15 protein-coding genes, 4 tRNA genes and 3 pseudogenes are annotated in these 25969 nt (G+C 33.7%); 16 read left to right on the top strand and 6 right to left on the bottom strand.

Translation table 11 applies throughout. The features are described 5' to 3' along the window. Positions 1–45: 45 nt before the first annotated feature. The 5 genes and pseudogenes from BWD162_RS04200 (at position 46) to BWD162_RS04185 (ending at position 2543) form a co-directional block, all read left to right on the top strand. Positions 46–1111, top strand: a pseudogene (locus tag BWD162_RS04200) (N4-gp56 family major capsid protein). Positions 1112–1386: 275 nt separating this feature from the next. Continuing rightward, the gene (locus BWD162_RS04195; RefSeq protein WP_078705564.1) at positions 1387–1887 is read left to right on the top strand and encodes a hypothetical protein; all 501 of its coding nucleotides are present in this window, start codon (positions 1387–1389) and stop codon (positions 1885–1887) included. Further along, complete coding sequence (locus BWD162_RS04190) at positions 1848–2132, top strand: hypothetical protein (protein WP_078705563.1); 285 nt, start codon at positions 1848–1850, stop codon at positions 2130–2132. Before BWD162_RS04195 ends, BWD162_RS04190 begins: the two co-directional genes overlap by 40 nt. Next, complete coding sequence (locus tag BWD162_RS07675; protein WP_153300990.1) at positions 2117–2278, top strand: hypothetical protein; 162 nt, start codon at positions 2117–2119, stop codon at positions 2276–2278. The genes BWD162_RS04190 and BWD162_RS07675 overlap by 16 nt, the downstream gene beginning before the upstream one ends. 40 nt (positions 2279–2318) lie before the next feature. Then, complete coding sequence (locus BWD162_RS04185; protein WP_153300989.1) at positions 2319–2543, top strand: hypothetical protein; 225 nt, start codon at positions 2319–2321, stop codon at positions 2541–2543. A gap of 607 nt (positions 2544–3150) precedes the next feature. Here the strand turns inward: BWD162_RS04185 and BWD162_RS04170 are convergent. Next, positions 3151–3226, bottom strand: a tRNA-Lys gene (locus BWD162_RS04170). Between the two features lie 473 nt (positions 3227–3699). On the opposite strand from BWD162_RS04170, the pseudogene BWD162_RS04165 reads away from it, so the two are divergent. Further along, a pseudogene (locus BWD162_RS04165) lies at positions 3700–5276 on the top strand (TerC family protein). A gap of 336 nt (positions 5277–5612) precedes the next feature. Here BWD162_RS04165 and BWD162_RS04160 read toward each other — a convergent pair. Both BWD162_RS04160 and secD read right to left on the bottom strand, forming a co-directional pair. Then, a complete protein-coding gene (locus BWD162_RS04160; protein WP_078705561.1) occupies positions 5613–6575 on the bottom strand; it encodes a lysylphosphatidylglycerol synthase transmembrane domain-containing protein in 963 nt (320 codons plus the stop codon). A gap of 1620 nt (positions 6576–8195) precedes the next feature. Further along, positions 8196–10697, bottom strand: coding sequence for a protein translocase subunit SecD (gene secD, locus BWD162_RS04155; protein WP_078705560.1), 2502 nt, complete (start codon positions 10695–10697; stop codon positions 8196–8198). A gap of 602 nt (positions 10698–11299) precedes the next feature. On the opposite strand from secD, the gene BWD162_RS04150 reads away from it, so the two are divergent. After that, positions 11300–13672: a mechanosensitive ion channel family protein gene (locus BWD162_RS04150; protein ID WP_078705559.1), complete on the top strand. Its 2373-nt coding sequence runs from the start codon at positions 11300–11302 to the stop codon at positions 13670–13672. Beyond that, entirely contained in the window at positions 13666–13938 is a 273-nt protein-coding gene (locus BWD162_RS04145) for a hypothetical protein (protein ID WP_078705558.1), read from the top strand. The genes BWD162_RS04150 and BWD162_RS04145 overlap by 7 nt, the downstream gene beginning before the upstream one ends. A gap of 531 nt (positions 13939–14469) precedes the next feature. Here the strand turns inward: BWD162_RS04145 and BWD162_RS04140 are convergent. Then, positions 14470–14555: transfer RNA gene (locus tag BWD162_RS04140), tRNA-Leu, on the bottom strand. Positions 14556–14713: 158 nt separating this feature from the next. Between BWD162_RS04140 and ilvA the strand changes: the two genes are divergently transcribed. From ilvA to BWD162_RS04125, 3 genes and pseudogenes are all read left to right on the top strand, one after another. Further along, positions 14714–15979 carry a threonine ammonia-lyase IlvA gene (ilvA, locus tag BWD162_RS04135; RefSeq protein WP_078705557.1) on the top strand — a complete coding sequence of 422 codons (1266 nt, stop codon included), beginning with the start codon at positions 14714–14716 and terminating at the stop codon, positions 15977–15979. A gap of 36 nt (positions 15980–16015) precedes the next feature. Further along, positions 16016–16546, top strand: coding sequence for a hypothetical protein (locus tag BWD162_RS04130; RefSeq protein WP_078705556.1), 531 nt, complete (start codon positions 16016–16018; stop codon positions 16544–16546). Between the two features lie 300 nt (positions 16547–16846). Further along, positions 16847–18198: pseudogene (locus BWD162_RS04125) on the top strand (DEAD/DEAH box helicase). A 1428-nt stretch (positions 18199–19626) separates the two neighbouring features. Here the strand turns inward: BWD162_RS04125 and BWD162_RS04120 are convergent. Beyond that, positions 19627–20445, bottom strand: coding sequence for an outer membrane protein (locus tag BWD162_RS04120; protein ID WP_078705555.1), 819 nt, complete (start codon positions 20443–20445; stop codon positions 19627–19629). A gap of 748 nt (positions 20446–21193) precedes the next feature. Here BWD162_RS04120 and BWD162_RS04115 point away from each other — a divergent pair. Then, entirely contained in the window at positions 21194–22600 is a 1407-nt protein-coding gene (locus tag BWD162_RS04115) for an AAA family ATPase (RefSeq protein WP_078705554.1), read from the top strand. A gap of 87 nt (positions 22601–22687) precedes the next feature. Here BWD162_RS04115 and BWD162_RS04110 read toward each other — a convergent pair. Next, a tRNA-Asn gene (locus BWD162_RS04110) sits at positions 22688–22762 on the bottom strand. Positions 22763–22949: 187 nt separating this feature from the next. Here BWD162_RS04110 and BWD162_RS04105 point away from each other — a divergent pair. The 4 genes from BWD162_RS04105 (at position 22950) to BWD162_RS04090 (ending at position 25939) form a co-directional block, all read left to right on the top strand. Beyond that, positions 22950–23023: transfer RNA gene (locus tag BWD162_RS04105), tRNA-Cys, on the top strand. A 206-nt stretch (positions 23024–23229) separates the two neighbouring features. Beyond that, complete coding sequence (locus BWD162_RS04100; RefSeq protein ID WP_078705553.1) at positions 23230–23904, top strand: protein-L-isoaspartate O-methyltransferase family protein; 675 nt, start codon at positions 23230–23232, stop codon at positions 23902–23904. A 57-nt stretch (positions 23905–23961) separates the two neighbouring features. After that, positions 23962–25254 carry a TolC family outer membrane protein gene (locus BWD162_RS04095; RefSeq protein ID WP_194284847.1) on the top strand — a complete coding sequence of 431 codons (1293 nt, stop codon included), beginning with the start codon at positions 23962–23964 and terminating at the stop codon, positions 25252–25254. Positions 25255–25375: 121 nt separating this feature from the next. Further along, a complete protein-coding gene (locus BWD162_RS04090; protein WP_078705551.1) occupies positions 25376–25939 on the top strand; it encodes a DUF2497 domain-containing protein in 564 nt (187 codons plus the stop codon). Positions 25940–25969 lie beyond the last annotated feature (30 nt).

Here is a 25969-nt window from a genome sequence, read left to right as displayed (position 1 = left end):
AAGTGCGGCAATTTTTTAAACAATACGAAGAAAGGCATTTAAAAAATGGTGACAACACAAATAACTATCAATGACACATTAGTGGTTAGCTTTTGGGCTAAGATGTTCAATACAGAGATTTTAGAAGCGTTGCCCATTGCACCACTTATGGAAAAGACAAAAATAGTATCATCCAAGTGAAGGATGAATTAGGAAAAACATCGGGTGATTCAATTACTATGGGATTACGGACCCAGCTTATGGGTGATGGTGTTAGCGAGGGCCAAACGCTGGAAGGTAATGAAGAAGCACTCCAGATAGTATGTATTAAAAAGCTTGCTCATGCTGTACATGTTCCAAATAAAGGGTCGGTCGGTCAGAAACGTGTCTTATTTAACTTGCGTAATGAAGGAAAGGATGCATTTGTTGATTGGTATGCAGACCGTTTAAGTATAATGTTCTTTATTCAAGCTACAGGATATACAGCACTATGGATGCAGTTTAAAGGGGGCACCATATCAATTGAACCAGTGCATTATGGTTTTAATGCCCCCTTAGAGCCAAGCAGTAAGCGTGTTATTCGTCCAGGTCAGAAAAGAACTGATGAAACGCTTGCAAAAGAAGATGTATTTAATCTCAGATTGATCGATCAAGCTGTGCAGCGTGCAAAACTGGCTAATCCTAAGATTAGACCGGTGTGTGTTAATGGAAAATCAGTTTATGTGATGTATCTTCACCCAACACAGGTGACACAATTGCGCACCAATACAGATGCTGGTCAGTGACTTGACATTACTAAAGCAGTTTATGATAATTCAAGTTTTAAAAACACAATTTTTGATGGGGCAATAGGGATATATAATGATGTTATTTTACATGAAGATCCGTGTGTGCCTCATGGTGTTGATTCAAAGACAAAAGAGCCTGTTTTGTCTGTTCGGCGTGCTGTTTTGCTTGGTGCACAAAGTGTCATCTGGCTTATGGGCGTAGTAATAAAGGCAGTGGAGGAACGCGCTATAAATTGATGGAAGAGCTCTTTGATTATGAATGTGAGCTTGGTGTGGCTGCAGAAACCATTATTGGCATGAAAAGGCCACGCTGCACTTTACCGTATTCTGATCAGGGGGAATAAGACTTTGGTACCATTGTCATCCCATCTTTTGCAAAAGATAACATATAATATTAATGAGACAAAATAGGATTTAGTAATATTTAGAAAATTAATAAATTTTTATATCTTAGTTTTTCTGAGATATTTATTGCTAACCAGTATAATATTTATCGCAATTAACTTACTTTGTCTTTTGGGTTGAAAATTTCTGTTTGTTTCTACTAGCAATTATTGTAATTATCTAAATGAATCTGGTTACACAGTCATTGACTAGAAGAAAATAAGGCGGGGGAAATGTGCCTATCTTATCTTTTAAAAGAGCTACCCTATTAGGTATAGTTATTAGTGAGCTTTTCATCATTGGCGATGCAAATAGTGAGCGGTTAGTAGTTGGTTATAAAAGGAAATCAATGGCTGAGTTGAGAAAATCTGATCCTTATAAAAATACGAAAGTTATTGGGCATATAAATGACTATACACCAGAAAAGAATTTTTCGAGTGCAATACAATTACACCAGGGGGGTAATGAACTAGCTCAACGTCAGCAAACTTTGAAGTTTTTACAATCCAAAGGATATAGTGATGAAGAGGCACAAGCAGTTGCACAAACCCCTGATCTTGCTATGAGAATCATGAGCGATACGTTAGGCTCTGCTAGCCCCCAGGAGGGTTATAGAGTACTTACGCAAGAAGAAAAGGTAGCGCAAGGATTGCCTAATGATACAGCTTTCCAAGCCTCAACACAGGCAGACAAATTATGCCTATTCAAGGAATACAGCATTCAGCTTCTGGATTAAGGGCAAGTAGATCTGGGTTAGATTTTAACAATGTACTCTCAGAGCCTGAGCCTAGATATATGTATGTCAAGGATAGAAATGCACCACATGGTATACGTGCTGTTCCTATTCCAGGGAGTGCTGCAGAACGTAAATTAATACGAGAAGAACAAGCTAATAAATTAGCCGAAAAAAAAGACAATTATATCTTGAAGATAATAGGGCCTATAGAGCAAAAAAGTTCATTAAAATGGCAGAGAAATTAAAGCAAGTAGTGGAGGAAAACCTTAACACTGTTGGCATGATTGGTTATTGGAAATCGTTTATTTCCGGAACAGATGCAGCTCGATTTGGGCGTATGATTAAATCTCTTAAGGTAAACATTGCAATTAGATACATTGATCAAAACTAAATCGTTTTTGAACTAAATGGAGCATCGGGTTTTTGGGAACTTGTCTAATTTTGAGTTTAAAGCACTACAGAATTTTACAGCTGCTTTAGAGCAAGACCTTTTAGCAGAGCAAATGGAAGAATCTCTTCAAACGGTTATCAACATTTATCATAAAGCCAATACTTTAGCGCAGAGGCTTCTTTTTGACGACTCAAAATCAGAGCCTGAGATTATTCAAGAAGTGTACGAAATTGAGGATTACAAAAATGAAAATAAGGCACAGTAAACGCGAGATAATCTTAAAACAAGTGCTATAGGTGCTCTTTGGATGGAGATCAGTTCACGGAGTGACTTTGGGCTATGATAATGAAATAGCAGGGTTGTTAGCAGAAAACCCTTTTTCTTATTGGTGGGGAAAGAAATATTTACTGAAGGTAATGACGGCTTTGGCTGCTTTTTTGTGACTTTAGCAAGGGTTTTTGTTTTGGAAAAAAGTTGAATGGGGTTAAATAGGCGCAAACGAACAGAGAAAACTTTAAAAATAGCAATAACACGATTTAAAGTAAGAAATGAGGTTAACAAGAAAAGTGATGTTGATGTACACTCTGATCTTTCTGAATGGGTGCGTAACAAATGAATATGTTTTTTGTATTGGATGGTTGCCAATGTATTTGGATAGGTAGATTACAATGGGATCAGTTCAAGTTTAGCAAGAGACATTTTAAAACATAATAAGAACGGAAAACGTTCTTGTGGGTGGAAACTTATTAACAGCAGTTCAAGGTGATTTATAAAGGTAAGTTGGAAAATCCTATTCCCTAACTTGATTATTTTATCCCTAATCTTAAATAAATATTAATAAAATCAGTGTGTTATAGAAGCATAAAAACGAATGGTGGGTGATGAGGGAATCGAACCCACGACCCGCTGATTAAGAGTCAGCTGCTCTACCGACTGAGCTAATCACCCACAGTTCTTCAAAAGAAGAGAATGATCGGTTCTATAACGTTCCTAGAGGAGGATGTCTAGATGGTCTCATTGTTTTTTGTAAGATAAATAAAGTCTATAGCTAACCAGTAAAACATATAAGCTTTATACAGTATTTTCTCTTGATATTGTACAAAAATATCCATTATAAGATAGTTCTACTAATAAATGTTTTAATTATCTATGCAAGAACGGTACTAAAGGATTGTCGAGCGTAATGCCCGAACAAAATTCAGAAGAATTTCCTTATAATATCAGGCAATGTAAGCTTTTCTTTCACGGTATGAATCTTATCAACAATCATATGAGTTTAAGTAATACCTTGTGCTTCCTGCTTTTGGGTGCAATTTATTTGCATTCAATGTTATTGATCAATTGTGCGAATGAAAGCTTATGAATTTATTTCATCAACGATGCACATTTAAGTTTTTTATAATATTGTCAAAGGATGAACTATGATGGAATGGATCATTGATCTCCATGTGTGGTTTGGCTTGGTTACATTGATTTTCCTCGAAATTGTTTTAGGAATAGATAACCTTGTTTTCATTGCAATCTTAGCAGAAAAATTACCATTACATTTGCGTAATCGTGCACGTTTGGTAGGTTTAACTTTAGCATTAATTATGCGGCTTTGTCTTCTCATGGTTATTGGCTGGGTAATAAGCCTTGATAAAGTAATTTTTTCTATCGTATCCTTTGGTTTTAGTTGGCACAGCCTCATCTTAATTAGTGGTGGAGCTTTTTTGTTAGCAAAAGGAACGCTGGAGTTACATGAAAGATTGGAGGGGGCAGCCCATGAAAGGAAAACTGGTGTTATTTACGCTGTTTTTTGGCAAGTGATTGTCCAAATTGTTGTACTTGATGCAGTGTTTTCTCTTGATAGTATTATTACTGCAACAGGTATGATTGCCAGAGATCAGGCAATGGTTATGTATATAGCGGTTGTTATTGCGATGGGTGTAATGATGTGGGGATCTGGCACCATTATGCGTTTGATTAGTCGTTATCCTACTGTTGTCATTCTTTGTCTTGGTTTTTTGATGATGATTGGTTTTACCCTCATTGTTGAAGGATTGGGCTTTCATATTCCAAAAGGTTATTTGTATGCAGCAATAGGTTTTTCAGTTCTCATTGAAGTTTTGAATCAAATTGGGCGTCGTAATCGTGAAAAGATGGTTACAACAAATGATTTGCGTGAGCGGACAGCTGATGCTGTGTTAAGACTTTTAGGCGGTGGAAAAAAGACGGTAATCTTAGTGAAACTGTAGATGTTATTGTTGAACAAGCGGCTACTTCTGAGCTTTTTCGACCGGAAGAAAAAGAAATGATACGTGGTGTTCTTGATTTAGCTGATCGTCCTGTGCGCTCTATTATGTCACCCCGTAATGAGATTGAATGGCTGGACTTGAATGGTAATGAGAGTGAGATGCGTGAAGAATTGCAAAAAGTTAAACATAGTCGTTTAATTCTTGCACGCGAAAAAGTAGATGAATTTGTTGGTGTTGCTTTAACTAAGGATCTGCTTTTAAATTGGGCTGAAGATCAAAGGATTAATTGGCAAAGAGCTATGCGTGAGCCACTTGTTGTTCATGAAAATACAAGTGTTTTACGATTGATGGAGCAATTACGCCATTCTTCGATTCAGCTTGCGATTATTGTGGATGAGCATGGATCTTTTGAAGGTATTGCAACACCAACGGATATTCTTGAGGCGATTGCTGGTGATTTTCCTGATGATGATGAAGAACCTGTTGTAGTGGAACGACTTGAAGATGGAAGTTTTCTTGTTGAGGGGTGTGCGGATATTCGCCATTTGAGTAGTTATCTTGAGCGTGATTTTGTTGATGAGGCAGACCGTTATACTACGCTTGCAGGATTTATGCTTTGGCATTTTGGTCATTTACCAAATGAGGATGAAAGTTTTGAAACTGAAGGTTTGTGTTTTAAAGTGATTGAAATGGACCGTCGAAATATTTCTAAAGTGCTCATCTCTCCACTTAATTTTGTAGAAAACGAAATAATGATTTAGGAAATAATATCCAAATTTTTTATTATTGGTTTTAATATGCTTATACAAATTTATGAATATCTGAAATCATAGAAGTATTAAAAAGATTTTAGGTTAAAAAGTAATATTTATTCCATGAATTTTGTATATCTATGTGAAAAATAAACACTGATCAGTGCGTTATTACAAAGTTATAAAATACTTTTGTAATTAAAATAGCTATCTATAATCGTAAAATACACTTTTTTTAGTATGTCATTTATGTTGTGCATTTAGAGGAAAATCAAGTAAATATACTAATTAAATTTAGCAACAATTCTTGTTATTTGTTTGAAAACAGGAAAAGGTGAAGTAAGTTTAGCTTTTTTGTTCAAGTGAAGTGTGCTGTGTTCGTTTCCGATATTGGTGAATTTCAAAAATTGCTACAAAGAACAGTGAGATAATAAATGGTATAATCAAATAGAGCATTCTAAATACAATGAGTGCTGCAATAACATTAGCGGGATCTATTTGAGGCATACCTGCCATAAATAAAGCTTCAAGTACACCTACTCCTCCTGCAGGTGCATTAGAAAGCAAGGTAATGGTGAAGGACACCAGAAAAACGCCAAGTACAGAAATAAAACAAATATCAGTATTGTGTGGCAGTACGGCATATATAATTCCTGCTGCTCCTAAAAGCTCTAATGGGCTAATTAGAAGCTGTTGAATGACAATTTTAAGCCGTGGATAAGAAAGTTGAATTTTTTTGCTTATATATAGAGGTTTTAACTGAAACCAGCTGCCAAAAGTATATAGCGCTATAAAGGCGAGTAAAATTACGCCAATTATTGTTCCAAGCCATACGGGAAGATTTTCATAAATGAGCGTGATAATTTCAGGCTGCAGAATTAAAACGATACCAGAAAGCAAGATTGTTCCAATTGCAAAAGTAAAAGAGCAAAAGCCAACTAATATTGCAACTTCTGTTCCACTTAGTCCTTTCATTTTATAAGCGCGATAGCGCACAACAGCACCAGAAAAAACTGAAGCACCGATATTGTGTGAAAGTGCATAAGTGGTAAATGAACAGATGGCAATGAATATCCAAGAAATTTTACGACCAAGATGTTGCAAGGCAATTCGGTCATATCCAGCAAGGGCTGTATAAGCAATGAGTGAGCAAAAACAGGCTAGTAACCACTGATGCGCTTTTAAATCGGCTAAACGATCTAGTACGTCAGTAAGAAAAATAGTTGATAGTTTTATATAAAGAATACGGATTGATATCAGCATTGTTAGGATGCCGATAAGTGGCCATATAAATTTTTTTAATTTCACACTTTTTTATCCATTTCCGGGTTTTCATGTACGGTTTTTGTGCACATAATTCGTGGTTGTTCATCTTGATTGCAAATCGCTGTTTCGCTACATTATTTCATAATCTTAAGTGCTTTTTGTCATTATCATTACAATGGCTACACATCAATTAGTAAAATAAGCTGTTTTTGCTTTAAGTAGTGTATAAACTTTAAGATTGAATATATTGTTATGCACTATCCTACTTCAATAATACAATAACACCTTTTTGTATATTTCTAAATATTAGTTGTATCAATAATTTATTGTTTCCATGGTATTTACTGCTAAGCGTTTTGATTTTATCTGCGATTATTTTATTGGTAAAATATCTTGATTTTTCTGCCATAATTATAAGTTTTTTTATTCAGGAAAAATGCAATCTATTTGCAATACAACTGTAAGTACTCATCACAACATGACTGGTTTTTAAAATAGTAAATAGGAACTCTAGGTTAGAATTTTCATTTATATTAAGAATTATTTGCGCATTTTATCAATTTACGTAAAATTTTCTCTAAATATTTTTAATTTTGCAAAGGTTACTGAAAACGGAAAGATTTGAGTAAAATAGAAGGAGTTGTTTCTGTAAAGATCAAACATAGAAGCAATTATTCAAGGGTTCTAAGCTTGAATCTGATTTTGTGAGAATAAAAAATTTTCTAATGTTGGCAAAATTATTTAAGATAGTAGAAAATTATTTTATTAAAATAGCGGTAAGTTTCATAATGAAAAAAGCAATAATAAATTTGTCTGATATGATCATTAATCATATTTCTAGAAGCGGTAGAAAGTTATCAAGTTTCTTTCTTTTTTAGATTAAATAATATGCTTGCAGAGATAAAAGAAAGAACAGAAGAGGCATTTTTGCAAATGATAAGAATTTTTTGCTGCACACTGGCTTTTAAGAGGGGAATGCTCCGAATTTTAAATCAGCCATTGTATAAAAAGACCAATTAATTCTCTTTTATTCCGTATTCTGAGGGATAGTTGCTCTTGAAGGTGTAGGGGGTAGTACTAAGGTCATGATTAAATTTTTAATAGTTAATCACGCGGTAGCAATAAATTTTTTTTCGTTTTAATAAGTTGGTGTTTCTATAGAGTATTGGTTATGGTACACTGAATAAACCACTCCTAAAACCGTAATCCATAGTTCAGCTAGGAACATAACCCTAGAAAATAGCAAACGCTATTTGTGTGATAATAATAGAGGTTGCAATGGTTTTGATAGATACAAACTTTTAATAAAAATGCACTTCAACACCAAATATCTAACAATGAAACTCTTTCAATGGGTTGTTTGATAAGAGACGGAGTTTTATTTTAGAACTGTTTGTATTTAGTTATGTAATAATAATCCTTAGAGAACAAATATCTCGCCAGTAATGAAAGACGTAAATAATAAACAATTATTTCAGAAAGAAATGCTCAACATAAATCCAATAAAAAGAGCTGTAATTAGTAGTGTGTCATAGAATATAATTTCTTGAAGCATTTTTTAGGAAATGGGTTATTTAAAACGATTGTAGTTTTATAGGAGGAGAAAAATGGCACGTTATATGAATTGATGTGCCACTTTTGTGGTTTGTTGAATTTTATTGTTTATGCTTTTTCTTTTATTTTGCTTATACCCCAGTTACTTAACAATAATAAGATAGGTGCTGCAATAAAGACAGAAGATAATGTTGCAATAATGATGCCAAAGACCATAGGCAATGCAAAATTATAAACAGCACTTCCGCCCCATAATGCCATAGGCAACATAGCGAATATTGTAGTGGCTGATGTGAAGACACAGCGTGTAAAAACTTGATTAATCGAGAGGTTTATCAATTGATGCATCGGCATTTTTTTATAAAGACGCATATTTTCACGCATGCGGTCATAAACAACTACTTTATCGTTAATCGAGTAACCGACAATCGTTAAAAGGGCAGCAATGGCAGTCAAATTGAAATCAAATTGAAATAAAGCAAAAAGACCAATCATTTTTGTGATATCAAGAATAAGTGTGACAATTGCCCCAACTGCAAAAAACCATTCAAAACGCCACCAAATATAGAGTGACATAGCAATTGCTGCCAGTGTAACAGCAATAACACTAGCTGTGACAAATTCCTCTGAAATCTTAGGGCCAACAATTTCTATTTGATCAAATATAGCATCTGGGTAGATATTCTGTATGGCTGCCTTAACCTTATCCATGGCAACGGTTTGTTGCATTTCATTGCCATTTTGTTTCTGGATACGAATTAAAACTGTATGTGCATTGTCAATATTTTGCAATTTTACTTCACCAATATTAAGGGCAGAAAGCGTTGAGCGTAAGGTAGCCAAATTTGCTGGTGCTTTTGTCGTTATACTCATTTGGCTGCCGCCAATAAAATCGATGCCAAAATTCAGACCAGGTTTAAAAAACAGAAAAATTGAAGCAAGTGATAAAATAATTGAAATACCAATACCTATAAAACGGGCTTTCATAAAGTGGAAAGTTATATTGTGTAAGGTAAAGTCAAAAAAGGGTTGAATACGCAACGTTTTTATTTTCCATTTACGGACAACCCAAACCATGATGATACGCACTATGGTGATATCAGTGAACATGGAAATAACAATTCCAAGTAACATTGTGATTGCAAAACCACGAATAGGGCCATTACCAAACCAAAAAAGTAAAATGGTTGCAATAATAGCGGTAACATTGGCGTCAACAATAGTTGCAAAAGCTTGTTTAAATCCACGATCTAAGGCGGCAAAGGCGCTGACACCTTTTCGACTTTCTTCTCGAATACGTTCATTAATCAAAATATTGGCATCGACAGCAATGCCAATACCCAAAATAATACCTGCAATACCTGGCAGTGTAAGTGTAGCACCGAGAAGACTTAATGCTGCAAGTGTCAAAATAGTATGTAGTGCTAGCGCTATATCGGTGATAATGCCCCAAATACCATATAGAAGAAACATGAAAATGGCGACGAGAACAAAACCTATAATTCCTGTATACAGTCCCATTTTAATAGCATCTGCACCAAGATCTGGGCCTACAGTTCTTTCTTCAATAACAATTAATGGTGCAGGCAAAGAGCCAGCTCGAAGTAGAGCAGCAAGGGTTGATGCTTCTTTTATATCAAAATTTCCTGTGATTTGACCCTGTCCATTAGGGATAACGCCATTAATAACAGGAGCGGTCAAAACTTTGTTATCAAGAACAATTGCAAAGGGACGGTTAATGTTTTTGCGTGTTATTTCCGCAAATATTTTAGAACCAATTGAATTCATGGTGAACGAGATAATAGCACGTCCTGGCATTTGCGGGTCGAAACCTGCACGTGCGTCTTTTAGCACATTTCCATCCAAAGCAATTTGATCATAAATTGCATAATGTTGATTTTCATCAGTATATCCAGGAAGAATTGAAACACCTATAGGCGGGGTGTTTACATCCACATTGGAAGGAACAAGGTGGAAGGTCATTTTTGCGGTTGTTCCTAGAAGATCACGTAATTGTTTTGGATCTTGGAGACCAGGCAATTGAACCATAATACGATTAGTTCCCACTTTTTGAATAGCGGGCTCAGCGACACCTATCTGATCAATACGCCGGCGGATGATTTCTAAGCTTTGTTCGACAGTGTTTTTAATACGGTCCTTAATACCAGATTCAGTTAATGTTACACGGATATTCTCACTTTGAGTGCTAATAGCGATATCATTGGTTGTGGTGCCAAAGCTATTTTGTATCGGCATGATCAATGTTTCTAAAGCAGTGATGGCTTTTTGATTTTGTGTAGGATCGGAAATAACAATAATAATATCATCTTCGATGATACGAATATTTGATGTACGAATTTTTTGCTCACGCAGTTTTGTGCGTACATTATCTAAAACTGTACGTAACTGATCACGCTTTAATGTTTTTACATCAACTTCGAGTAAAAGAGAAGATCCCCCTTGAAGATCAAGTCCAAGTGTTACGTGGGTGTTAGGCAGGAATTTAGAGTTTTTAATTTGCTCTTGTGAAAATAAATTAGGTAATGCAACGTAAATGCCACTTAAAAGGATAAGGCAATAGAGAGTAATTAGCCAGCCAGGTGTACGCATGATATATTCCAACTAATAGGCACTGTAAGAATTATTAAAGTTAAAGTGCGCAAAGTAAAATTAAACTGATAATTTTGCAGCTCAAAAAACAGAAGAAGCAATGTTAATTTGAAAATATTATTTTTGAAGACTATAACACCTTATACGAGCAATGATTATAGGATTTAAAATATATTCAATGCCTGTTTTGGAAAGTTGCAACAGGTAAATCATAATAGGTATAAGCTGTTATACATTTTATTTGTAATCATCGTGAAATTCAGTTGATTGTGTTTATTTTCTAGATAAAGCCATAATACCTACTACATTATCAGTATGTCGTACTCTGATCAAGTGCGTACGCATTTCTAAGTTATTGATCGACTATATTGTTCACGTTGAACAAAAAACAAATTGTACAAAAGAGAAAATTTGTTGCAATATAAGAGCAAAAAACATGCTAAAATATTTTTTGTCTTATTGATTTTAGGTTTATTAATCTCCTTTATCAGCATTATTGGGTGAGGGGAAACTTTTATGGAATTATTCTATGAGAGTTGGAAATATTATCTTATGCCATACTTTAAAAGGAGTTACTCTTTTTACTTATTTTTAGGGCGGATATGTATTCATTTTTTAAAAAATTATGTGTTTTTTTCTCAATCATCACGATTAATGTTTTATTTAGCGCTTTTTCATGGGGAAATTTAGCATCTCCAACTACAGAAACTGGACAATCAATAACTTCACAATTGGTTGAAGAAATTGTTGAACAACAACAGCCAATTCTTGAGACTCTTAAACAAGATATCGAGTCTTTACAAAAAAACTTTGAAAGTGAATCAGAAGATGAACACATTGTAAAAGAGTGGCGGTTGCAGGCGCAAGATATCAGTAAACGTGCTTTAGAGGCTGCATTTGTTTTACGTGCTCCTCTTAGTAACATTAATATACTTCTTGACCAGTTAGCTGAGCTACAAGATGGTCAAACAGACTTAGAAAACCAAAGTAAGGAGCGCTCTGGTCTGATAGAGCAAAAGGCTAAAATTAATAGTATAGTATGTCAGTTTGAAGAAATATTTTTGACTGCAAATAAGATGACGGAACGTGCTATTTCTCAATCTCGAGCACTGTTTACACGCACGCTTACGTACAAATTTGAATTTTCAATGTCAATGCTTGAAGATATTATTACAAAAACCAAAGAGACTTCATTTGATTTTATTTCATTGTTTAACTCTTGGTGGAAATTTGTGTATCATTTCAAACCATTACAATTATTTTCTACTTTTTTTATTTCACTTGTTGTTGCTTTAAGTCTTTCTTATTTTTCGTGCGCAAGTATTGCACACGTAAGGTGCCGCGTTGTCAAAGAAAATGACGAAGTCCCTTATCTACAGCGTTTATTGGTTGCTTTTATTTCAATTCTTTTGCCTTCATTTGTATGTGTTTTTTGTGTTTATTTGACATTTTTCCTATTGTATTATTTCAATTTGACTTTTGGGAAGCTTACAGAAGTATTTTATACAATTGGGCACCAAATTATTATGGTTTTTTTGATAAATCGTATAGCAGTTGCTCTTTTATCACCAAAAATGGCGTCTATCCGCCTTGTGAATGTTGCACCATCACCAGCATATCAACTGGTAATTTTACTTACTCTGTTAGGTGGAGTTTTAGCGCTTGATGCTGTTTTTAATAGCATTTATTGGGTTGTTTCAGCATCTTTTTCTTTGACAATTGCTAAAAGTTTTATTGCTGTTTTTCTCGTAGGAGTTTTGCTGTTTATTATTTCGTTTATACCTTTGCAGTTTAGACGTAGGCGTTTTCAAAATGGAGAGATAAAACCACTACTCTGGCCACTTTATATACGTGTTCCTCTCTTAGTATTGGGATTATTTCTTATTGTGATGGATTTTTTAGGTTATATTGGTTTGGCGCGTTTTGTTGTACAACTGATTGTGATCAGTAGTGCATTTTTGATTCTGATGTATTTGGGGATACAAAGTACACGTGCTATCGCATCTAAAGGGGAATTTATCAAAACAGGAATTGGCCACACCTTGATGAAATGGTTTCATCTCGAGGAGAAAACAATGGATCAATTGGGAACTGTTATTAGTATTTTTCTTAATGTGGTCGTGTTTGTATTTTGTACAGTGCCAATTATTGGACAGTTTGGATTTTCGTATTCTGAGATAGGGGCAGTATTTTGGCAATTAATGACTGGTTTTCAAATTGGAAATATATCTATTTCTTTGATTTCTATTGTCATGGGAATGGTTGTTTTCTTTGTTTGTTTATTCATTATTCGTCTATTTATTGGTTGGTTAGATGGCACAGTAATGGAGCGTGGAGAATTCGATCTGGGTGTGCGCAATTCTATCAAAACGGTCATAAGCTATGGGGGTATAGCTTTATCGGTCTTGTTAGGAGTATCAACAGCAGGTTTTAATCTTAGTAGTTTGGCGCTTGTTGCTGGGGGACTTTCACTTGGTATCGGTTTTGGTTTGCAGAATATTGTCCAGAATTTTGTATCTGGGCTTATTATTTTAATCGGGCGGCCATTTAAATTAGGTGATTACGTAGAATCAGGATCGGTTCGTGGTATTGTCAAACGTATTAGTGTGCGTGCAACTGAACTTGAGACATTTCAGCGCCAAACAATCATTATTCCTAACTCAAATCTCATTAATAACAACGTAAATAATTGGACGCGTCGTAATAAAATGGGGCGAATTGATATACCTTTGACTGTTGCAACTAATGTTGATCCAGAATACGTCGTTCAAATATTGCTAGAGATTGCTTCTGCGACGGAGGGGGTTTTGAAAAACCCTGCGCCGCAGGTGAATTTTACTGGATTTGATAAACAAAACTTTTCATTTACTTTGGCTATTTACGTACCTAATATTACTTCTACTTCTAAGGTAAACAATGCTCTTCGCTTTATGCTTTATAAACGTTTTTTTGAGGAAGGAATTTTGGAGTGCTAAAATATTTTTATATTTTTATTACAATGACGTTATTAAGTATTTTTTCTATGAAAGTTTTTGCAGCAACTGTGAAAAATAATGGTTTAACAGTACAGTTGCTTATTATTGCTGAAGGAAGTGCACGTTCAAATATTTCACTAGATACTGGCCAAATGATTACAGTTTGTACAAAGGGCTGTTTTATTACTTTTTCCAATAAGGATAATTTTGCAATAAAAGCAGACGATACTATAGAGATAGCTGAAAGTAGAGTATTTTTTAAATAAAATAGTTTACGATTCTTTTATTATAGGGTGTTTGTTGGAAGAGTTTTGTAGTAAAATTTTCTGATCTATTTAGTTATGAAATTGGTGATATATTTATGAAAATTTTGATGCTTTTTCATAAAAAGGATTTCTCATATTCGAGAAGATCAGAGAAAGAATAAGAAAAGGTTGATACGCATTTATTAGGTTCAATTCAGATATGTAAAATCAGATTGCTTAAAGAATCTATATATAGATCTTAAATTTCATTAACTACAAAAAGATGTTCAAACTGTAGAACTTAAAATTGCTTTTAAAAAGTGTTTGGGGTGATTCATGGTGGCAACCCTAACTGTTTAGCGGAGCATTATTAGTAAATTGCCAAGAAGGTATGATTAAAAAATGCCTTAACAACTCTTTATTTACAATTTTTAGTAATTATCTGTGCCGCATTAATAATGCTATAATTCTTTACATAAAGTGATTTTAAAAGAGTTTTTATCATTTCCAATAGGACTGAAGTAGGAAAAGATTTTATATAATGGTATATAATGGTGCGGACGGCGGGACTTGAACCCGCAAGGCCTTCGACCGGCAGATTTTAAGTCTGCTATGTTTACCTATTTCATCACGTCCGCGATAAGGGCTTCTCATAAGCTATATCTTTTATTTAATCAAGAATTAATAACAGAAGAAACTTCTTTCGTTTTTTGATAAATTTTTGACTGACAATAATTGTTTTTACAGTTAGAAGAAATCTATACATTATCAATAAAGCAGGAAAATAAGTGGTGCTATGAGTGAATTTGTTCAAGATGTAACTAAAGCTATGGTAGCTTTACGTAATGTTTTTACTGAAACACCACTTCAGCGTAATGAATTTCTTAGTCAAAAATATGATGCGGAAATTTATTTAAAACGTGAGGATTTAACACCTGTACGGTCGTATAAAATTCGTGGTGCTTTCAATTTTGTTTCAGAAATGCTTGATAAGGTATCTCAAGATGCGGCATTTGTTTGTGCATCAGCAGGTAATCATGCACAAGGGGTTTCTTTTGTTTGTCACTATTTTAAACGTAGAGGCATTATTTTTATGCCTGTGACAACACCACAGCAAAAAATTGATAAAACACGCATTTTCGGTAAGGAATTTATTGAAATCCGTTTGGTTGGTGATACATTTGACCAATGCTATGAGGCTGCGCAGTCTTTTGTAGCTGATGGGGGAGGTGTGATGGCACCACCTTTTGACGATATTCGCATTGTTACAGGGCAAGCAACAGTTTTATGTGAGGCTGCTTTACAATGGAAAAAACTTAATGGAGGAAGTGAGCCAGATTTGATTATTGTACCTGTGGGTGGTGGTGGTCTGGCTAGTGGTGTGAGCAATTTTTTACATGAATATGGTTGGAAAACAAAGATCCGTTTTGTTGAACCAGAAGGAGCAGCGAGCTTACTTGCATGTTTAAAAAACAAAAAACATGTCAAACTTGAAAATATTAATACATTTATAGATGGTGCTGCTGTGGCTGAAATTGGCGCGTTAAATTATACTATGTTGCAGCAATTTTCACCCGATTGTATTATTACAGTTCCTGAAAACAGAGTCTGTTCTACAATGGTTGAAATGCTCAATGTTGAAGGTGTAGTTCTTGAGCCAGCTGGTGCTTTGTCGATTGATGCTCTTAAAAGTATTTCTTGTCAGGAATTGAAAGGCAAAAAAATTCTTTTAGTTATTTCAGGTGGTAATTTTGATTTTGAACGTTTGCCAGACATTAAAGAGCGCTCTTTGCGTTTTCAGGGATTAAAAAAATATTTTATTTTTGGTTTCCCACAACACCCTGGTACTTTGCGTAGTTTTCTTGCTCAATTAGCGCCAGATGATGACATTGTGCGGTTTGAATATCTCAAAAAATCAACTAGAAATTTTGGTTCTGTTTTGATTGCAATTGAAACAAAAAAATATGATAATTTTTACGTCTTAGAGAAAAATTTTCAAGCATTAGGTTGGCCTTATCGTGATATTACTAATGATCAGGTATTATTTGATTTTGTAATCTGAGAGTCTAAATTTTTTATTAGAGTGAAAGTTATAAAAATGAGATTTTTTCATTGTTTTACGCTGGGTGTATTTTTGTTGTTAGGTATTGGCGGACAAGGTTTAGTAGCCAAACAAACAACAATACAAAAGACAGAGCTTTTAAACTTAGTTGTTGATATCAATAATGCTATAAAGGACAGAAATTTTGCGGTTGTTTCTGATCATATGCCTGGTCGGCTTTATAAAGAAATGGCGCATCGATTAAATACAACAGAAGATGATTTACGCGACAGTTTGCTTAAACAGCTCCATGTTCAGTTTGAAAATTTATCTGCTGACGCTTATTATTTAGATGAGATAAAGATAGATTATCGGCAAACAGATAATGGTACTTTTTACGCTTTGATTCCAACTACGCTAAAAACAGAAGATCGCATTATTCGCTATAAGACATTGGCGATTTTTGATAATAACAGGTGGTATCTAATTTATGGGGGGCAGAAAACAATACAAAATCCAGTTTTTCTTGAAATTTATCCTGATTTTGATGGAATCAATCTTCCAAAGGAAACAGTAATAAAAAGATAAATAATAAATCTAATGTTTCTTCTGGTTATAATAAATGCTTTTAGAAAGTACTTGCTTTTTTATTTTAATCCAACAATAGTATAGCTTAAGACATTTAAGCTTAAATATTGGCGTTTTACAAAGTAATTTTATATTTTCTCTTTAAATTTTAAAATACTTATGAACTGCTCAAGTCGCTTATTTCTATTTAAGCCGTATTTTAAATGTTCAATGTCAAATCTCGATTATGCGGAATTTAAAGTGATGTAATTATATCTTGTTAGCTGTCTAACAGTTCTTGAGTTAAAGAGAGATTTTGTTGTGAATATAAAAAAATACCTTTATAAAATTGAGTATACCTGCACTTTTAACTGAAAACCTATTTATTGCTTGTATAAACAAATCTAAGCCTATTCAAAACAAGCTATTCCAATAATGCTAAAAAAGCATGATATTTTAGGTATTGCACAAACTGGTTCTGGAAAAAACATTAGTATTTGGGTTATCTGTTTTGAGTCAAATTTTGGCTTTAGGTGATAAAAGATATCCTAAAACTGCACGAGCTTTGATCTTGGTTCCAACTCGTGAACTTGCAGTTCAGATTGAAGAATCAATTCGTATGCTTGCAAAAGGATCTCATCTTTCAACATGTTTAATTTTAGGGGGGGTGTCTCGATCTGCACAGATCAAACGTATGAAAACAGGTGTGGATGTTTTAATTGCAACACCAGGGCGTTTAATGGATCTTGTCTGTGAAAAATGCATTGATCTTTCTCAGTCTCGTTTTCTGGTTTTGGATGAAACTGACCGTATATTAGATATAGGCTTTATTCGCGATGTACAACGCATTGCAAAACTTTTGTCAAACAACGCTTTTTTTCGGCGACAATGCCGTAAGAAATAGTTACTCTTGTAAAGAGTTTGCTAATGAACCAGTAAAAATAGAAATTGTTCCTCAAGGGACTGTTGCTACAAAAATTACTCAAAAATTATATTGTGTTTCTACAAATGAAAAAAAGAGCGTTTTGAATAAGTTTTTAACAGATCCAGCTTTAGCTTCGGTTATTATTTTTACGCGAACTAAACATGGCGCTGATGCTGTTGCGCGCAGTTTGACGAAGGTGGGATATTCTGTTGCCAGTAATTCATGGAAATAAATCGCATGCTGCACGACAGCGTGCGTTAAAAGCTTTTCGTGAAGGGTCAGTAGGGATTCTTGTTGCAACTGATATTGCTGCATGTAGTATTGATGTGCCTGGAGTCAGCCACGTTATTAATTATGATTTGCCGGATGAAGCTGAAAATTATGTACATTGTATTGGCCGTACGGGACGAAATGGTACGTTTGGCAACGCTATTACACTTTTTGATGAAAAGGTAGAACAAGTGCGTTTACGTGCTGTAGAACACGTTATTCGAATGAAATTAACTCACAAAGATATCCCACCACAAATTGCAATACTCTTAGAAAAATCTCTTATACCAGAAAATGGTAAGAAACATTGTTTAAAAAATCTCAATGTCAGAAGCAGAGTTTTGATTATATAGATGAAATTAAACAATCACATATCAAAAATTCTTCATCTAAAAGTAAAAGATATAAGAAAGCAAACACAACAACAAAACGTGCTAAATCATTTCGTTTTCGTAAGTCAATAAAACAGGTGGCTTAAATAAAACGTTTGGAAGAGTAAGCAAGATAACTAGATTATATCAGAGGAAATTTAGGTAAAATCCTTAAGCTATAGTAACAGATTGATGAGTGTATTTAATTGTATTTGGCACTTTTAGGCTTAATTGTATATTAGCTGGTTTGTTATGAGAAGATATAATGGAACATTTAAAAAGTGCACAAATGCACTATTCTAGCTGTAAAGTTGCAAAGTTGTAGTACGAGACCAATGTGTTTCGTAATATATTGATAATTAGCGAATGTTTGAAGCAACTTATAATTAATTCAAAAATGTATCGATTAATTTTAATAATAATCAGCTTGATAAAAAGACTGGTTTTTCATTATTTTTCAAGCATGATAGGACTCATTTTTAATTTGCGAGTAAATTACTTAAAATTCAATAATGAACGTGAACGTATACTTTAATTCAAAAGCAAAAATATGTTTTAAAATAATTTTTTAATATATCTTAAATCATTTTTTCAATCTATGAGTGTTGTTTTCACTTGTTTGATAAAAAAGAAACAAATTTAAAAAAGAATTTAAATATTGTAAGTTAATATAGAAGAGAAGTGAAGCACGTTAATAAATTTTATCGCTAAAGCTGTTTAGCCATGATTAATATACATCTTTTTTACTTTTAAGTTGAAAAGAGGTTAAAATAAAACTTTTTTGTAAAAAGGTGTGGATATTTTACCTTATAAAAGATACCAATCCGGATAAAAAATATTCAAAATACAGTAACTATAAAAAACTAATTATTACTATAAATATATATTATTCAATAAATTATAGCTATATTTTAATTAAAAGAATGAATTAAATTTGTTATAATGCGAATGCATTAAAATTGTTTTTAGTTTGTGCATCAATTTAATATTATTATCAATTTTCTCTTGTAAAAGAAACACGAAAAAACTTTAACAAAATGACTTTTTAGACATTCTTCGCGTTAAATATTTAAAATATGATGATAACTTGAGAACAAAAATAGATAATTTTAATTATAGCTACCTCTTAAGATTATATTGAAAAATTTTTAATCAGTAAATAAGGCAGCTCAGTTGTAAGTTTTCGCTAATAACTCATTCTAATTAAGTTGAATTTAAAATATTTCTTATAAAAGCTTTGAGATTTACATTAACTGTTAATTATAAATCTGAAATAGACGACAGACACATTCAAAAAAGGAGAAATAAACTCCACACAAAAAAAGCCTCATTTCAAAAAAATAACTTTACACTCATTTTATATTGCTGTTTTTAATTTACTTAGCTCATCATAAATTTTCTGTTATTTTAGAGACTACAATTTATAATTAGAATACCATTTTACAAAAAACAAATCATGTGAATTTTCAAAAATACTTATAAAACTTTTGTGCAAAAAATGACAAAATTTCTTAACTAATTACATTTTATAAAAATCAGAATTTATAAGATACACCAACACGAAAATCATTAGTTTTATAATCAATTTCAAATTTATCTTTAATAAATTTCTTTTTACCAAAGTTTGAGAAACGGTATTCTGCACGTAAAATGAGATCATCGATCATTGCAAAATCAATACCGCCACCAACAGTGTAACCAACCATTGCTTTTGTTTCATCTATTATTTTACCTTTTTTTACCTCGCCTGAGACAGAAAAGATATCTTGAATCTGGGTATAAGCAACACCTCCAGCAATATAAGGCATAATACGATCAACAGCAAAACCTATACGCATTCGTGTGGCCCCGGCCCACTTTTGTTTTACAGTATAACTTATAATAAATTTTTCTAATAATTCATTGCTTGATACTGCTTCTTGTACAGAATCTTGTCTCTGTAATCCACGCTCCCCTACATCTATTTTATATCCGCTACGTTTGATAACCTTTGTATCTTTTTTATCAGACCAAATTACATCGGTATCAACACCTAGAACAAGATTGTTATTAAGCTCAAAATTAGCTCCTGCATAAAGACCACCTATAAAACCCGAAAGCTTGGGTAATAAATCTTTCTCAATCGGTGATAATTTTGTAGAATCAATACCTTTAAAATTTAAATTTAGAGCAGTTTTACTCGAAAAACCACCAATTTGACCACCGAAATAAAAACCTGTCCAAGAAAAAGAAGGAGCAACGACACTTGGTAGAACGGACATTGATTCTTGAGAAATTGTACCAATTTCTGCTTGTACTGCAGAGGGCACAACTAAAATAAAAATAGATGCAGTAATTAAATATTTAGTATTCATATATTGCTCCAAAGTTAGACACTAAACCACATAATGATACATATTTTTTGTAAAAAATCTGTAGTAAAAATGATACAAGTATAGGCAAAAATGAAGTCCCCCAAAAAAAGCAATAACTTCTTCTCATGCTTCAAAAATGAAGCAAACATCAAACATTTTGTATTTTTTGTTTGCTTAAAATTTGCCTATTATATTAATTATGATGAGGAAACTCTATTATAATATATCTTAAAATTAAGACTTTTTCTTCTCAAAATATTTTTCTAATCCGTGCAAGAGAAATAGACATTTACTTTGATATTTCATTCAAAAGCACGATTATACGTTAAATGTGAATTTGGGTAACATTAATTCAAGTTTAACAAGAAGTATCTAAAATATGATGAATATGAAGAACGTTTGTGTGAATGAAAACCAATTCAGAAGAAAAATTGGAAAATACATAAAGCTTATAGAAGAAGAAAAAGAAGCGCTGCAAGAAATAATCAGTACCTACCAAAGATGTGAAAATCTACGAGAATGTGAAAGTGATATCTCATTTTTGAAGTGAATAGTATTTATAATCTTTTTACTGATCTTTATTTTGCTTTCATAGATGCGATGTATAATATTTTTCACATTTAAAACAGTGGTTTTTAAAGAAATTAAGTGTTTGTTGCTTGAATTACTTTGAAATATAATAATAAGATATCCTTATTCTATAATAGCACCATAAAATATTGCTTTTTAAGGTCCACTGAGGGGTATCATGATATTTACTTCATTTAAATTAGAAAATTTCAAAGGGATAGGAGAATCTGTGGAAATAGATCTCTCAGGGGGAGATAGACGTTTTCCTTTTATTCTGGTGGGGAATAATGAATCAGGGAAAACGACAACTTTACAGGGTATTTACCTCTTGTCACAGTTATGCTTAGGGAAACAATTAACAGATGAAGAGCTTGCTTCTATACGTCCTAAAATAGGTTATTTTAATAAAGGTATTATCTTATCTGCCACAATTTCAGTAGATGAAGCGGAGATTGAAAAATTAGCTAAGCTTAACACACTGAAAAAAATCAAAGATGATTTCTCTGAAAATAACCAACTAAATTTATCTTTTGTATATTCATTTGCTAAGAGCTGTTGCACAGAAAAGCGTGTAATGATCAACAATGAGGATTATGGAGATAAAACAGTAACAACGCTTTTAACCTATATAAAGGACCATATTCCTGAAATCGTCTATTATGATGATTTTATGTTTGATGTGCCTAATAAAATTAGATTTTTAAAAAATGCAGCTCAAGATTCAAATGAACAATTAAAACAAGATAGTTTGTTGAACGATAAAAAAAACCTTTTATGGCATGATATTTTTAACGATTTACTGATTGGTGCTCATAAACAGCAAACTGGGGGAAAAACTGAATCCAACATTAATTTTCAATGTGATGTCATTGATTGTGATGATAAAGACGCAGTCAAGCAACGTCTATCTTCTATGAATGATTATCTTAATACTGTTGTTACCAGAGATTGGGAAGACATTACAGGAGGAAAAACTGTATTTGATAGCTTTAGCATAGAAGAAGTAACAGGATCAAATCCTAATTTTCTAGATTTTTGTTTAGAGGTCAAAGCTAAAGGTCGCACTTTTTCTTTACATGAAAGAAGCAAAGGGTGCCGTTGGTTTTTTTGTTTTAAAGTGTTCACAGATATTCGTACCAATAGGAGCAAAAATGGAACGATTTTCTTATTGGATGAACCTGCAAGTAATCTACATATCCATCCCCAGGAAAAAATATTACAATCTTTGCAGAAATTATCAGGGTCTGATAATAATAGTGTGATTTATTCTACTCATTCTCCTTATTTGATTGAGGAGACTCAAATAGATAATTTATTTATTGTTCGTAATGAAGCATCTGATTGCGATCATCCTAAAATTCTATGTAGCAAAATTTCTCAACTAGATAACGAAAGTGACGAAGTATCGAGATCAGTTGAGCCTTTTTTACAGAAACTTATGATGAGTGGCGTTAAGCATCTTGGTAACAACTGGAAGGAAAGATTTTTACGATGCTGCAGTGTTATTAAAGAAGTTGGCCCTGTTGCTGATTCTGCCCAAAAAATTGCTAATTTAATCAGATTTGTTTGTGACAAGCTATATTAGAAAATCTTATTTTCTAACCTTATTATTTTATCTCTAACCTTAAATAAATATCAATAAAATCAACAAATTATAGGGATAAAAAATAAATGGCTCCCCGGGCCGGATTCGAACCAGCGACCAACCGGTTAACAGCCGGTTGCTCTACCACTGAGCTACCGAGGAATAACACTAATTTATTTTAGTGCAAGGGCTATAGCAAAGCAATATTCATTTGCAAAGGGTAAAATTGCTTTTTTTAAAAAAAAATTCAGAAATTGCGTAAAAAGAATAAAAAAGATCCAAGAAAGATTACTGTATCTTGACGGACGCATTACCTTCCCTTATTGACAATTTTGATATTTATTGACGAGGCCTCGTGGCGGAATGGTTACGCAGAGGACTGCAAATCCTTGTATCCCGGTTCGATTCCGGGCGAGGCCTCCACTTAATTCAATTAAAATAATTTTTTATTGCATAATACTTTTAATTTTTTGAAAAAGTTATTTTAATATATGGAAAACTAGCACAATTGGAATCTTGTTATTGACTGTAACGTGCTTTTTTGTCACACTCACAATGGAAAATATTACGCTCTTAATTATTGCCATTTGATTGTGGTTTTTGTTATGCATTAGGAGAAGAAACTAGTTATGGTTGCAGATTTTGCAGAACTTCGCCGCAAAATGGTTGACAATCAAATTCGTACAGTCGATGTAACGGATTTATCGATTCTTGAGGCATTTTTAACAGTGCCACGTGAAGATTTCGTGTCAGAAGATGTTAAAGATTTAAGTTATCTTGATGGAGATATCGTTGTTTTTCCAGTGCAAGATAATTTACGTGCATGCTATTTGATGAAGCCTGCGTCTTTAGCAAAATTACTACAACTTGCGGCTATAAAACCATCAGATAGTGTGCTGAATATTGGTGCAAATAGTGGCTATTGTGCAGCATTATTTTCAAAGATTGCTGCATCTGTGGTTGCGTTGGAAAGTAATAAAACGCTTGTAGAACAAGCAGATAAGCTTTTAAAATATCATCAGTGTGATAATGTGGTGGTTGTTTGTGGACCATTAGAGCAGGGTTACGCTGATAAGGGGCCTTATGATGTGATTTTTATCGAAGGTGCTGTTGATTTTATTCCTGATGGTATCTTTGATCAAATGAAAGAAGGTGGGCGTCTTGTTGTGGTGGAAGGACATGGTGGCGCGGGTGTTGCACAAATTTATATAAAAGAAGATAAGGTTATTTCAGTTCGTCGTAGTTTTAACCTTGCTGTCAAACCTCTGCCTGGTTTTTTAAAGACATTCGATTTTGTGTTTTAATATTTATTTCATCCATGAATAAGCAAAGAGTTGTGTGGTAAGTTTAGGATTTATAGTGTGTTTAAAATAAATAAGAAACTTCAAGCATGTTTATTGCTAATAGTGGATGTTTTTATATCAGGATCAGCTCATGCTAGTACGTTAAAGGATGCCTTGGCTGAGGCTTATATGTATAATGCCAAGTTAAATAGCGAACGCGCTGCTGTACGTATATCAGATGATGATATGGTTATTGCTCGCTCAAATTTTTTCCCGCAAATTGAAGGAGTTGGAACCTATAGTCGGAATAAGCCTGTAATTGGGGCTCATAATGTTTCTGGATCTGTAGGGATAAAGTTAAGTCAAAGATTATTTGACGGTTTTATTACGCAAAATACGTTTTTTTCAGCTCAAGTTAAAACACAAGCACAACGTGAATATCTTCGCAATGCTGAGCAAAATATGTTTTTAGATGCTATAACAGCATACGCTAATGTGTATAAAGCGCGCCGTATTGCTAATCTTCGTCGAGAAAACTTGGCTGCTCTTGAAGAACAAGTTCGTTCGAATAAAGCAAGGTTGAATGTAGGGGAGGGAGCTCATGTGGATTTTGCTCAAGCGCAGGCAGCCCGTTCTGTAGCTGTTTCTGAATTTAGTCTCGCTTGTGCTGATGTAAAGGCAATGGAAGCCATTTATCGTCAAATCATTGGTTCAGATCCTACACAGTTAGAACGCCCACCAGTGGCAACAGAGCTTCCGAAGAATCTTGATATTGGTTATCAAATTGGCGATATCATGCATCCAGCGATTCTTTATGCAAAATATTTGACTGACGCCAGTTCTTATAATGTGAAAGCAAAAAAGGGGGCTTTGCTTCCTAAAGTAGATTTTTCTACAACAGTGTCTTATAATCAGATTTATAGTGGTCCTGGTGAGGATGGGATTTCTCAATCGATTGGAGTTTCATTGAGTGTTCCAATTTTTGAAGGTGGACGTACATCTGCGCAGGTTCGTCAGTCGAAAGAGCAGTTTGAGCAAGCTCGTCTCCAACTTACTGTAGCTCAAAATGATGTAAGACGGGCATTAACTGCTGCTTGGTTTCAGTTAGAGGGTGCACGTGCATCTGTTGTAGCTTATCGGGAGAGTGTTCATGCTGCTGAAATTGCTCTTAAAGGTCGTATTCAAGAAAACCGAGTGGGACAAGCGACTACATTAGATATTTTAAATTCTCGAACTCAGTTGATTAATGCTCAAATTGCGCTGGCAATTGCAGAACGGGATGTTGTAATTGCAAGCTATAGTGTTCAATCTTCTATTGGAAAACTAACTGCAAATTATTTAGGTTTGAAGACAGTTAAATATACTCGCTGAAACTGTTAGTGATTAGCGTTCAAAGGATACACAGATTAAATTGCTAATAGTATTGAAAAATGTATTGTTTGCATATAACTTCATTTTTAAATAGAAAAAGTCATTAACTAAGGAAAAGAATATGGTACAGAGTTCAAATGCGTTACGTGAGCCAAATATGGATGAGATTTTGACATCTATTCGTGAAATCATTGAAGAGAATGCAGTTCAGGCTGATCATTTTGCAAATGAAGCTGCTTCTGATACTTCTTTTGAAGAGCACTCAGAGGTATCTTCAGAAAATGCTTGTGAAACAACTTTATCAGTTGATGATGCAATGAAGGCTTTGGCTGATCGTATTGGTTTTTCTTCTGAGAACCAGGATTTTTCTCTGACACAAGTACAAGATAACACAAATGTAGAGGATAATACAGTTATGGGTATACAAGCGACAGAATTTTCTTCCGAAGGAGAGGATCCTATTTATGAAACAGAAGGATATGATACTCAGTCATTTGTATCGCAGCAAGAAAATACAGTTTTTGATTGTGTAGAGCTATCTCCATATTTTGTTTCTTCTGCAGAAAGAATTGCAGAGGACATTTTGCGTCCAGCTATAGCAGAGTGGTTACAGTGTCAATTGCCTGTTTTTATTGAAAAGATTTTGCGTAAAGAGATCGCTAAGACAATTAAAAATTTACCTTAAATATTTGTTTGTTACTTTTAGCCATTTAGT

Origin of the sequence: Bartonella sp. WD16.2 (assembly GCF_002022505.1) — a bacterium.
In the GTDB taxonomy this organism is placed as follows: Bacteria; Pseudomonadota; Alphaproteobacteria; order Rhizobiales; family Rhizobiaceae; genus Bartonella.
The sequence above is the reverse complement of the archived record's forward strand: the minus strand, read 5'-3'. Positions and strand labels throughout refer to the sequence as shown.